The sequence below is a fragment of the Streptomyces sp. 4N509B genome (genome assembly GCF_052245655.1).
In the GTDB taxonomy this organism is placed as follows: domain Bacteria; phylum Actinomycetota; class Actinomycetes; order Streptomycetales; family Streptomycetaceae; genus Streptomyces.
Genome location: NZ_JBQQBZ010000003.1, coordinates 140,823 through 152,290, shown reverse-complemented (window position 1 = coordinate 152,290; position 11,468 = coordinate 140,823). Strand labels below are relative to the sequence as shown.

Genomic DNA, 11,468 nt, shown 5'->3' with positions numbered 1-11,468 from the left:
CCTGACAGGATCCGGCCATGGAGATCATCGAAGGCGCCGGGACGTGGTCGCCGCCCGCCGGAGGAGCCACCGACTGGGTGGAGCAGCTGCGGACGCCCGACCTGTCGGTGGGGACGTACTGCGTTCCGGCCGGCGGGCGCGACGACCAGAGCCCACACACCGAGGACGAGATCTACGTGGTGACGGCCGGACGCGCGAAGATCGCGACCCCGGACCGCACGGCCGAGGTGGGCCCCGGCGCGGTGATCTTCGTGCCGGCGGGCGAGGAACACCGCTTCGTCGACGTCACCGAGGACCTGACCCTGCTGGTGGTCTTCGGTCCGGCGTACGGCTCCCGTGCGTCGGAGGCGTAGGGACGCGCGCCACGGTCCTACGACGGGACGTCGACGGGCGGCCCCGCGCTGCGCGCGGCGTGCCCCCGCGGTGAGCGTGCTGGGGGTGCGCGACTCCCGTCAGACCTTGCCCCCGTGCTCCACGGTGCGGTGTCCCAGCTGCTGGCTGAACGTGGCGCAGAAGGCGTCGGAGAGCGGTGGCCAGTCCCAGAAGTCGAAGGCGAGGGCGCCCACGGCGAAGCTGCCGTCCCACCGCCACTGGGTGACCGGGACGGAGGCGCCGCAGGCGGGGCAGGGGGCGTTCCCCTCGCCCGTCTCCATCCAGGCGGCGATGCCGTCCCTGAACGGCTGCCAGACCTCGTCCTCCGCCTCGAACTGCTCCGGGTAGTTGATGATCACCGTCGTGCTCTGACACCGCGGGCAGACGGCGAGTTCCGGCGTGTCGACTCCCTGACCGCCGACGTGGTAGTCACGACCGACGACGACGGCCACCGGGCCGGGCAGCCAGTCCGGGTTCGAGGCGTCGGCGACGGCTCGCGCCCAGTTGGGGCCTCGCACGTAGCCCTCGGTCACGGGGTGGCTGAACACCCTGTCGCTGGACAGCTCACGCGTGATCAGGCCCTCGGAGACCATCCAGTCGACCATCCGCTCCGCGAGTGGCCCGGCCTCCTCGCCGGTCACCTCCACATCGACGATCCGCTCGAAGTAGTCACCCATCGTCTCCACCACCTGTCCGGTCACGTTCGGTCGGACAGTGTGCCATCCCCCTCTGACGCCGGGCGGGTTTCCCGTTGCCTCGGGTCGTTTCAGGTGCCGTGTGTCCTGACCGCGCCGCCCGGCGCCCTCCTCCCCCGATCGTTCCTCCAGGGGATAATGCTCGCGTGTCCGGACCTGGGGAATCCGAAGTGCGCCGCGTGGGCGGGTACGTGCTGGAGCGGCGGCTCGGGGCCGGCGCTATGGGCGTGGTGTACCTGGGGCGCAGCGCGACCGGGCGCCAGGTGGCGGTGAAGGTGGTCCGGCCCGAGTACGCGGAGGACCCGCTGTTCCTGGCGCGGTTCCGGCGGGAGGTGGCGGCGGCCCGCAAGGTCAGCGGGGCGTTCACCGTGCCGGTCGTCGACGCGGACCCGGAGGGCTCCCCGCCGTGGCTGGCCACCCAGTACGTGCCAGGGCAGACGCTGGCCGAACGGGTGCGCGACGGCGGCCCGCTCCCCGTGCCGGAGGCGGCGCGGGTGGCCGGGCAGTTGGCGGAGGCCCTGCGGGACATCCATCGGCAGGGCATCGTGCACCGCGACCTCAAGCCGGCCAACGTGCTGCTGGCCCGGGACGGCGCGCGGGTCATCGACTTCGGCATCTCCTGGTCGGCCACCGCGACCCGGGCGCTGACGCACACCGGCGTGATGGTCGGCACGCCGGCGTACATGGCGCCGGAGCAGTTGGAGGGCCCCCGGCGGGTGGGGCCCGCGACGGACGTGTTCGCGCTGGGGTCGGTGGTGGCGTTCGCCGTGACCGGCCACAGCCCGTTCGAGGACCCGGAGTCGGCCGGGCTCGAACCCTTCGCCACCGCCTACGCCATCGTCCACCGGGAGCCCTTGCTCGACGCGGTCCCCGGGGGGTTACGCGAGCTGGTGGCCCGCTGCCTGGTGAAGGACCCGGACGGCCGGCCCTCGGTGCCGGAGGTCCTGGAACTGGCGGCGGACGCCGACAGCCGCGCCGGCGCTCGGCCGCGGCAGCCAGGCCCGCAGGACCCGTCGGTCTCGCCGGTCCCGCAGGACCCGTCGGTCCCGTCGGTCCCGTCGGTTTCGCCGGTCCTGCCGGCTCCGCCGGCCACCCCGAAACACCGCCCCACGCGGCGGCGCGCGCTCCTGGCCGTGGGGCTGGCGGCGGGGGCCACGACGGCGGTGGCGGCCGGGGCGTGGGCGCTCCTCGGCACCCGGGACGGCGACGACGGCGGCGGCGACGCCACCGACGACCGGTCGGACGTCGCGCCCTCGGGCTCCAGCGCGCCGCGCACGCTCACGCCGGTGTGGGAACGCGATCCGGACGTGGGCGGCGAGCTGTCGTGCAACGCGGCCGGCCCGGCGGCCGGGCCGCTGTTCTGCGCCGGGATGGACGACGGCATGATCCTGACACTGGACCCCGCCAGCGGTGACGTCCTGTGGGACCACTCGGCGGTCGGGGCGGACGGCAGCCTCCAGTGGTCGGGCGCCGAGGGGCACGGGGACGTGGCCCTGTTGGCGGCGGGCGGGGTGATCCGGGCGTTCGCCATGGCGGACGGCGCGGAGCTGGCCCAGGCACCGGAACCGGAGTACGGGTGGTTGCTGACGCCCTCGGTGCTGGTGGTGGAACGGGGTGCCGGCCTGGTGTTCCAGGATCCGGCGACGCTCGGTGACGTCGGCAGCCTGTCGGTCCCGGCCGGGTACCTCGTCCGGGGCGTCTACGACCTGACGGCTGGCGTCCTCGTCGAACGCATTCGGTCGGAAGGCCACTCGGCCGTCTCCTACCTCCTGGTGGACGCGCGGGGTGAACCGCGGTGGCCCGCCTGGTCGGCCGAGCCCCCGGACGGGGGTGAACAACTGGACCTCTACGTGGGCGAGGACGACGGCGTGGCGCACTTCCTCGCCGGACCCGCGCCCGAGGACCCGTCCGCGCCCGTGGAGTTCGCCACCGCCGTCCACCGCCTCGCCCTCGATCAGCCGACGTGGACCCGCGTCGCGCTGCCCGGCAGCGGTCCCCACTACACGGAGCACGGCCAGGTGACGTTTTCCGGCGGCGTCGGCTACGCCTACGACGGTGCGGGCACGTTCACCGCGTTCGACGCGGCAGACGGAACGGTGGGGTGGCGCGCGGAGCTCGACATGTCCGGATACCTCTCCGGGCTCACGGTGGCCGGCGAGGTGCTGCTGTTCACCGACCCGGACGGCCGGTTGACCGCGCTGGATCTGGGCAACGGCAGCCTCCGTTGGACCGCCGAGCCGAGCGTGCGGGTGCCCGGCAGCCCGTGGGGAGGGTGGTCCGCTCCCGTCGTCCTCGACGACCGCGTCTTCGCGGTGACCTCGTCCGGCCTCGTGTACGCGGTCGACCTTCCTGACTGAGCAGCTTGGTCGGCCGCTGCCCGGTGCTTCGCAGCTTCGCAGTCGGCCGTTTCGTTCCGTGGGCGATGAGTTTGCACCATCCGGGAGGTCTGTCTCATCGACAGACCTGTCACAGCCTCGTCCGGAGAACGCATGACCACTCACCCGACTGACACCGCTACCGTCGGTTCCCTCAGGGTGCCCGGCGCACGCCTGCACTACGAAGTGCGCGGCGAGGGCCCCCTCGTCGTGCTGGCCGGTGCCCCGATGGACGCTGCGGCCTTCGCCCCGCTGGCCGAACTGCTCGCTACCGACCACACGGTGCTCACCACCGACCCACGCGGGATCAACCGCAGCACGCTCGACGACCCCGAGCAGGACTCGACACCCGAACTGCGCGCCGACGACCTGTCCCGGCTGATCGCCCACGTCGACGCGGGACCAGCCATCGCGGTGGGCTCCAGCGGCGGCGCCGTCAGCGTGCTGGCCCTCGCCCAGACCCATCCCGACCAGGTGCACACCGTCGTCGCCCACGAGCCACCGCTGATCGAGCTCCTGAAGGACCGGGAGCAACTGCGCACCGGGACCGAGGACCTCATCGCCACCTACCTTGCCGGCGACGTGACGGGGGCATGGAGGAAGTTCTTCGCCCAGGCCGACATCACGATGCCCGAGCCCCTGATAGAGCAGTTGTTCGGCGGGGAGCGCGAGCCGCAGCACGTGGCGGACGAGCGCCGCTGGTTCGCGCACGAGATGCGCGCTTCCACCTACTGGCGGCCCGATCCGGCAGTCCTGCGCGCGGCGGCCACCCGCATCCTGGTGGGCGTCGGCGACGACTCCGCCGGACAGCTCTGCGACCGAACCTCCCGCGCGCTCGCTCAGTCGCTGGGCACCGAGCCGACGACGTTCCCCGGCGGCCACACCGGGTTCGTCGAGGCCCCCGACGTCTTCGCCGCCCGCCTGCGCATGGTCATACGCGAGGGCTGAGCCCGGGGGCGAAGAGAACAAGAGACACAGTGGGCCAGGTGCCGACGGCGAGGACGCGCGCCCGCCGTCGGCGCCCAGCCGCGCAGCGGCGGGAGAACGGCGCGGCCGAAGGCCGCTCCCCCGTCCGCCCTGCGGACCGCCTGTGGGCGCCTGCGGGCCGCCTGCGGGCCGTCAAACGACGGCCCACGACGACCAACGACGACCACGACCAGCCGCCCCGTCCGTGTCGGACACGGGTCGATCCTGGCCCGGCAAACGAAGGGTCACATGTTGATCATGTGGCCGGCCAGGCCGTGGATGGCCTCCTTGACGGCCTCGCCCAGGGTCGGGTGGGCGTGGACGTTGCGCCCCACCTCGTGGACGGTGAGGTCCCACTGCTGGGCCAGGGTCAGCTCCGGCAGCAGTTCCGTCACCTCGGGGCCGATGAGGTGGGCGCCGAGCAGTTCGCCGTAGCGCTGGTCGCTGATGACCTTCACGAAGCCCGTGGCCTGGCCCAGGCCGTGGGCCTTGCCGTTGGCGGTGAAGGGGAACTTGACGGTCTTGACGTCGAAGCCGGCGTCCTTCGCCTGCTGCTCGGTGTACCCGAAGCTGGCGATCTGCGGCTGGCAGTAGGTGGCGCGCGGGATCATCACGAAGTCCAGCTCCATGGTCTCCGCGCCCGCGATGGTCTCGGCCGCGATGACGCCCATGGCCTCGGCGGCGTGCGCCAGCATCAGCTTCGCCGTCACGTCGCCGATGGCGAAGATGTGCGGCACGTTGGTGCGGCCCCGGCCGTCCACGGCGATGGCGCGGCGCTCGGTGAGGGCGACGCCGGTGTTCTCCAGGCCGTAGCCGTCGACGCGCGGGGCGAAGCCGATGGCCTGGAGGACCTTGTCGGCCTCCAGGACCTGCTGCTCGCCCTTGCCGTTGGTCACGGTGACGCGGACGGGCGCGGAGGCGTCGGAGTCGTCGATGGCGTCGACGCGGGTGGAGGTGAGGACCTCGATGCCGAGCTTGCGGTACTGGCGGGCGAGTTCCTTGGAGACCTCGGCGTCCTCCAGCGGCACCATGCGGTCGAGGAACTCGACGATGGTGACCTTCACGCCGTAGTTGTGCAGGACGTACGCGAACTCGACGCCGATGGCGCCCGCGCCGGCGATGATGATGCTGCCGGGCAGCTGGTCGGTGAGGATCTGCTCCTCGTACGTCACGACGCGGTCGCTGAGGGAGGTACCGGGCAGCAGGCGGGTGGTGGCGCCGGCGGCGATGATGCAGTTGTCGAACGTGATCGTCTCGGTGCCGCCGTTGCTCAGGGCCACCGAGAGGGTCCGCTGGTCGGTGAAGGTGCCGAGACCGTCGTACTCGGTGATCTTGTTCTTCTTCATCAGGTAGTGCACGCCCGCGACCCGGCCGTCGGCGACCTTGCGGCTGCGCTTGAAGGCCTCGCCGTAGTCGAAGCTGACGCGGGCGCCCTCACCCTCGACGCGGATGCCGAACGTCTGGGCCTCGTGGGTGAAGAGGTGGGCGAGCTCGGCGTTGCGCAGCAGCGCCTTGGAGGGGATGCACCCGACGTTCAGGCACACGCCGCCCCAGTACTTCTCCTCCACGACCGCGGTCCGCAGGCCCAGCTGGCTGGCGCGGACGGCCGCGGTGTAGCCCCCGGGTCCTGCGCCCAGGACGACGACGTCGTAGTGCGTGCTCATCGGTCTCAGTCTCTCCTCGCTGGCGTGGTTCCTGCTCGTCCATGACACCACGCGGGGCGGTGGCGGTGTCCGGGGGGCGGTGGCGGAGCCGTGCCGGGGCGTTGGAGGGTGACAGGTGGTTGTAGGAGACACCGGGCGCTTCACCCAAATGTCCCACATCTGGCATTCGGGTGGCTCGTTGAACGAGTCATGACGGCGCAACCCTATGAGGCGGCCGGGGAGGAAACGATGTTGCTCTCTCCGCAGGAGTCTCGGGAGTTCGAGAGCGAACTGGCGAGGCTGTTGCAGCAGGCGGCCGAGCGCGAGGTCGAACACCGCGGTGAGTACGGGGAGTACGGCGACGCGCGCGACTACGGCGGAGCCGGGGGCTTCGGTGGTGCGAGGACCGTGGGGGGCTACGGCGAGGCTCCCGGCGTCCGTGAGGTCCGTGACGCCCGTGACATCCGTGAGGGTCGGGAAGCTCGCGAGGTCCGTGACTATACGGAGTCGGGCGAGTACGCTACGTACGGCGAGTATGTCGAGTACGGCGAGTACGGGGACTACGGGGAGTACGTCGACCAGGGCGAGACCCGCGAGCACCGCGAACGGCACGAGCAGCGCGAACGGCACGAGCCGCGCGAGCGTCTCGAAGGCCGCGCGCCGCGCGATCCGCGCGACGCGCGTGACCCCCGCGATCCCCGCGATCCCCGCGATCCCCGCGGTGCCGGGGGCACACGGGCGGTGGCCAGCCGGCACCGCCGGCAGCGGCGGCAGCCGCAGCGCCCCCGGCACCGCGTGCGGCTCCGCCTGCGCCTGCCCGGCGCCGACCTCGCGTCCTGGCTGCGGCTGATCAACCTCGTGCTCGCCGCCGTGGCGGCCGTGATCGTCGCCATGCTCAGCGTCCTCGGCGGCGTCATCTCCTACGAGCCCCTGCGCGGCGTGGCCGCGCCCGGCGTGTCGCAGGCGCTGACCGCCTGGTGGCCGCTGCTGGTCTACGGGCCGTGGCTCGTCGCCTCGCTCTCCATCCTCCGCGCGGCCCTCCACCACCAGCACCGCGTGACGCACTCCTGGGTGGTGCTGGTGATCTTCTCCACCATCGCGGTGGGGCTGTGCGCGGCGGAGGCGCCGGACAGCCTGACGGACATGGCGGTGGCCGCGCTGCCGCCGGTCTCGGCGCTGGTCGCGTTCCACCAGGTGGTGCGCCTGATCGGCCTCGTGCCCGCGCCGCGCCACGCCCTTCCCCGCACCAGGGCGCGCGGCTGAGGGCCGTCCCGCGGGCCCCGGCGGATCAGGCCGCGGGCCGACCGCCGGCCGGCCGGTGGGGCCGGGCGGCGGCGGTCGCCGGGTGGGGGGAGCGGCGGGAGATGCCCTTGACGGTGCGGGTCAGCGGCGCGGTCTCCATGCGGTCGATCGCCGGGAGCGCCGCGACACGCGTCGTCAGGTACCTGTACAACGCGGCGCTGTCCGGGCAGACCACGACCGCGCACAGGTTGCTCGGCCCGGTGGTGGCGGCGCAGAACGCCACCTCGGGATGGGTGGCCAGCGCCTCGCCCGTGGCCGCGAGCCGCGCCGGCGCCACCGACAGCCACAGCATCGCCCGGCTGGCGAGCCCGAAGACGCGCCAGTCGTACTCGGTGTCGAAGTAGAGCCCGCCGGTCGCGCGCAGCCGCTCCAGGCGCCGCCGCACGTTCGTGGCCGGCTCGCCGGTGGCCGCCGCCAACTCGCGGACCGGCGTCCGCCCGTCGGGCGTCAGCGCGGCCACCAGCCGACGGTCCGCCTCGGACAGCGGCGGCACCGGCGCGTCGGGGTCGTCGGGGCCCGGCGCCGCGCCGTGCAGCCTCGCGGCCTGCTCGGCGGTGAGCAGCCCTTGCTTGGTCACGAGGCTCATCGACCCGCCGAAGAAGGTGTGCAGGTGGCAGTGGGCGGTCATCCGCACCACCCGCCGGTGGCGCGGCAGCCGCTCCAGCAGCGGCGAACCGCCCTCGCCCTCGCCGCCCCGCACGGCGAGGGTGAGCTCCGCGCCGCCGGAGACCAGGCACACCCACAGCGTGTCGTCGCGGCGCGCCAGCGCCTGGGCCAGGTCCTCGGCCGCCTCCAGTTGGCAGTCCAGCCGCACCGTCCACCACGTCTGCCCCAGCGCCCGGGGGTTCGGCAGGCCGGCGACCCGCAGCCCGCCGTGGGCGCGCAGGCGCGCGTAGCGGCGCGCGACGGTCTGGTCCGAGACGCCCAGCACCTCCGCGATCCGGGAGAACGGGGCGCGGGCGTCGAGCTGGAGGGCGTGGATGACGCGTCGGTCGAGGACGTCGAACGCGCCACGGATGTCGGAGACCATCGCGTCAGAGCGTAGGCGATGTCGGATCGCGCCGATCCGGGGCGTCCGGCTGGGAGCGAGCCGCCGCCGGGCGCAGTCTGGTCGGCATGCGCGACGGAAACGGTAAGTGGTGGCCGCTGGTGGCGGTCTGTCTGGGCAACTTCATGCTGCTGATCGACGTGACGATCGTGATCACGGCCGTGCCGGACATCACGCGGGACCTCGGCGCCGGCCTCTCCGCCCAGCAGTGGATCCTCGACTCCTACGCCCTGGCGCTGGCCGCGCTGCTGATGGCGTTCGGCGCGCTCGGCGACCTCCACGGCCGCCGCCGCGTCTACCTCCTGGGCCTGGCCGGCTTCGCGGCGGCGTCCCTCGCGTGCGGTCTGGCGCCCAGCACGGGGGTGCTGCTCGCGGCACGGGCGGTGCAGGGCGTGGCGGGCGCGGCGATGTTCGCGAGCAACGCGCCGCTGCTGGCCTCCGCCTACCAGGGCCGCGACCGGGCCGTCGCGTTCGGCCTGTGGGGCGCGGTGAGCGGCGCCGGCAGCGCGGTCGGCGTCCTGCTGGGCGGCGTGCTGACCCAGTACCTCCAGTGGCGCGCCATCTTCCTGGTGAACCTGCCGATCTCGGCGGTGGCGATCTGGCTGGCCTGGCGCACGCTGTCGGAGTCGCGCGACCCGGCCGGCGGACGCGTCGAGTGGCCCGCCACGATCGCCTTCACCTGCTGCGCGGGGGCGCTGGTCCACGGCCTGATCCGGGGTGGCGAGGTGGGCTGGGGCGACGGCCTGGCGCTGGCCTCGTTCGCGGGCGCGGCGGCGGCGCTGCTCGTCTTCGTCCTGTTCCAGCGGGGCGCCGAGCGCGCGGGGCGGGGCGGGCTGTTGGACCTGCGGCTGCTGCGCCGGCCGTCGTTCGCCGCGCTCATGGCGGGGGCGGCGGTGCTCAACGCGGCGGCGTTCTCCCACTCGATCTACACCATGCTGTGGCTCCAGGCCGGGCTCGGCCTCAGCCCGGTGCGGGCGGGCCTCGCGGTGCTGCCGCTGGCGGCGACGGCGTTCGTCGTCGCGGCCCTCGGCGGGCGGCTGCGGCTGCTGGACCGTCTCCCACCCCGGGTCCCGGTCGCCGCCGGCGTGCTGCTGATCGGCGTGGGCGTCCTGACCCAGACCGCTGTGGCGGCGGGCTCGACGTGGACGGTGCTGCTGCCGGGCATGACGGTGACGGGCGTGGGCGTGGGGCTCGCGATGCCGGTGCTCGTCTCGGCCGCGCTGGCGGCGGCGCCGCCGGAGCGGGCCGGCATGGCCAGCGGCGCGGTCAACACCTTCCGGCAGCTGGGCTTCGCGCTGGGCGTCGCGGTCCTCGGCACGGTCTTCACGGCGGCCGGCGGGGCGGACAGCCGCGCCGGCTTCGCGGAGGGGCTGGACGCGGTCTACGCGGTGGCCGGCGTGGCGGCGCTGGCGGCGTCGGTCCTGGTCGCGGCCCTGGTCCGCGAGCGGCCTCCCGCCGAGACCACGCGGCCCGGCGCCCCACCGGCGCGGCCGGCGGCCACCGAGCCCCCGCGCCAGGCGGCACCCGCGGAGCCCGGATCCTGACCACCCACGCCGGGTGTGTCCGCGACGGGCCGCCCGGCTCACGGAAGCGGGCACACGCGGCGGGGGAGTCACCCGGCTCGTCGCCTGGCGGCGGCTACCCCCAGACCGCCTCCGCCACGGCCGTGCCGGCGAGGGTGGTGGCGAGGCAGACGAGGACGCTGGCCGCCACGTTGGCGGCGGCCAGCAGGCGGGCGCCCTGCTCGGCGAGGCGCAGGGTCTCGTAGGAGAACGTCGAGTACGTGGTCAACGCCCCGCACAGGCCCGTGCCGACGAGGAGCCTGACCCCGTCGGAGGCGAGGCCGACGTCCGCCGTCGCGGCGCCCGTCAGCAGACCGAGCACCGCGCAGCCCAGGACGTTGGCGCAGAGGGTGCCCCACGGGAGGACGGTGCCGTACCGCAGCTGCACCGCGCGGTCGGTGAGGTACCGCAGGGGCGCGCCGACCATGCCGCCCGCGACCACCAGCAGCCAGCTCACCGGGCCGCGTCCTCGCCGCCGCTGCCGCTGCCGCTGCCGCCGCCGTCGCCGTCGCGGTCGCCGTCGCTGTCGCGGTCGTCCCGCCGGGGGTAGCGAAGCACCTCGACCTCGTCGAGGGTGACCAGCCCGCCGTCCATCAGCGGTTCGAGCTGGGGCAGGAAGCCACGGACCCGGTCGGCCTCGTCGACGATCACGACGGCGACGGGCAGGTCCTCACTGAGCGACAGCAGCCGCGCGGTGTGGACGAGCGCGGAGGCGCCGAAGCCCTCGACGCCACGGAAGACGCTCGCGCCCGCCAGGCCGGCGGCCCGCGCCCTGCGGACGATCTCGGCGTGGACCGGCCGGTGGTGCCAGGTGTCGCCCTCGCCGAGGAACGCCGTCAGCCGCAGGGCCGTGCCGCCGCGCGGCGGCGCCGTCGCTCCCGTCATGCCCGCCCGCCTCCGTCGGTTCCGTCGCCGCCGTCGCCGCCGTCGCGTCCGTTGTCCGCGCCGCCGTGTCGCCGCCCTCGCCGTGCCACCGCCCGCGTCGCCGCCGCCGCGAGCCACACCGCCGACAGGGCCGCCGCGACCGTCGCCGTCAGATACGCGAGCGCGACGCCCGTCCGGCCGTCGACGAGCAGGCCGTGCGTCTCCTGGCTGTAGGTGGAGAAGGTGGTGAAGCCGCCCAGCACGCCCGTGCCGAGGAACGGGCGGACCAGCCGGTGCGCGGCCCACACCTCCGTGATCAGGACCATCAGCACGCCGATGAGCGCGCAGCCGGCGGCGTTGACGCCGAAGGTGGCCCAGGGCCAGCCGCCCTCGGCGGTGGGCCACAGCCGCCCGGCGCCGTACCGGGCGGCCGAGCCGAGGCCGCCACCCGCCGCGACGACGGCCAGCACCGGCGCCTGCCCGCGCCACGGCGACGCTGGTCGCGGCGCGGGCTGGTCCATGCCGGGGATGCTATGTCAGCCGCGTCAGGCGCCCCCGGCCCCGGGCGCCGCGGCGCTCAGACCCGCGTCCACTCGGTTTCGGGTCGGGGGGTCGCGTCCGCCTCCGCCCGGGTGCCCGAC

Annotated in this window: 11 protein-coding genes; 5 read left to right on the top strand and 6 right to left on the bottom strand. The window is 74.4% G+C overall.

From position 1 onward, the window contains the following. Positions 1-17: 17 nt before the first annotated feature. Positions 18-353 (top strand): cupin domain-containing protein, encoded by a 336-nt coding sequence (locus ACTWP5_RS05030; RefSeq protein ID WP_443219493.1) that lies wholly within the window; start codon positions 18-20, stop codon positions 351-353. 99 nt (positions 354-452) lie between these two features. On the opposite strand, the gene ACTWP5_RS05025 is transcribed toward ACTWP5_RS05030, so the two are convergent. After that, positions 453-1,073 carry a hypothetical protein gene (locus tag ACTWP5_RS05025; protein WP_443219492.1) on the bottom strand — a complete coding sequence of 207 codons (621 nt, stop codon included), beginning with the start codon at positions 1,071-1,073 and terminating at the stop codon, positions 453-455. 140 nt (positions 1,074-1,213) lie between these two features. On the opposite strand from ACTWP5_RS05025, the gene ACTWP5_RS05020 reads away from it, so the two are divergent. After that, on the top strand, positions 1,214-3,424 hold the full coding sequence (locus ACTWP5_RS05020; protein WP_443219491.1) for a protein kinase domain-containing protein: 2,211 nt from the start codon (positions 1,214-1,216) through the stop codon (positions 3,422-3,424). Positions 3,425-3,601: 177 nt separating this feature from the next. Continuing rightward, positions 3,602-4,390 carry an alpha/beta fold hydrolase gene (locus ACTWP5_RS05015; RefSeq protein ID WP_443219490.1) on the top strand — a complete coding sequence of 263 codons (789 nt, stop codon included), beginning with the start codon at positions 3,602-3,604 and terminating at the stop codon, positions 4,388-4,390. 263 nt (positions 4,391-4,653) lie between these two features. On the opposite strand, the gene lpdA is transcribed toward ACTWP5_RS05015, so the two are convergent. Next, complete coding sequence (gene lpdA, locus ACTWP5_RS05010; RefSeq protein WP_443219489.1) at positions 4,654-6,072, bottom strand: dihydrolipoyl dehydrogenase; 1,419 nt, start codon at positions 6,070-6,072, stop codon at positions 4,654-4,656. Positions 6,073-6,300: 228 nt separating this feature from the next. Here lpdA and ACTWP5_RS05005 point away from each other — a divergent pair, with 228 nt between their 5' ends. Continuing rightward, a complete protein-coding gene (locus ACTWP5_RS05005; RefSeq protein ID WP_443219488.1) occupies positions 6,301-7,314 on the top strand; it encodes a DUF2637 domain-containing protein in 1,014 nt (337 codons plus the stop codon). A gap of 25 nt (positions 7,315-7,339) precedes the next feature. Here the strand turns inward: ACTWP5_RS05005 and ACTWP5_RS05000 are convergent, their stop codons facing one another. Further along, a complete protein-coding gene (locus tag ACTWP5_RS05000) occupies positions 7,340-8,383 on the bottom strand; it encodes an Lrp/AsnC family transcriptional regulator (protein WP_443219487.1) in 1,044 nt (347 codons plus the stop codon). A gap of 86 nt (positions 8,384-8,469) precedes the next feature. Here ACTWP5_RS05000 and ACTWP5_RS04995 point away from each other — a divergent pair, with 86 nt between their 5' ends. Next, positions 8,470-9,945 carry an MFS transporter gene (locus ACTWP5_RS04995; RefSeq protein ID WP_443219486.1) on the top strand — a complete coding sequence of 492 codons (1,476 nt, stop codon included), beginning with the start codon at positions 8,470-8,472 and terminating at the stop codon, positions 9,943-9,945. A gap of 94 nt (positions 9,946-10,039) precedes the next feature. Here the strand turns inward: ACTWP5_RS04995 and crcB are convergent, their stop codons facing one another. From crcB to ACTWP5_RS04980, 3 genes are read right to left on the bottom strand one after another with little or no spacing between them, the layout of a single operon-like run. Continuing rightward, positions 10,040-10,420 carry a fluoride efflux transporter CrcB gene (gene crcB / locus ACTWP5_RS04990; RefSeq protein WP_443219485.1) on the bottom strand — a complete coding sequence of 127 codons (381 nt, stop codon included), beginning with the start codon at positions 10,418-10,420 and terminating at the stop codon, positions 10,040-10,042. After that, the gene (locus ACTWP5_RS04985; protein WP_443219484.1) at positions 10,417-10,848 is read right to left on the bottom strand and encodes a DUF190 domain-containing protein; all 432 of its coding nucleotides are present in this window, start codon (positions 10,846-10,848) and stop codon (positions 10,417-10,419) included. Before ACTWP5_RS04985 ends, crcB begins: the two co-directional genes overlap by 4 nt. Continuing rightward, positions 10,845-11,348: a FluC/FEX family fluoride channel gene (locus ACTWP5_RS04980; RefSeq protein WP_443219483.1), complete on the bottom strand. Its 504-nt coding sequence runs from the start codon at positions 11,346-11,348 to the stop codon at positions 10,845-10,847. Before ACTWP5_RS04980 ends, ACTWP5_RS04985 begins: the two co-directional genes overlap by 4 nt. Positions 11,349-11,468: the final 120 nt, after the last annotated feature.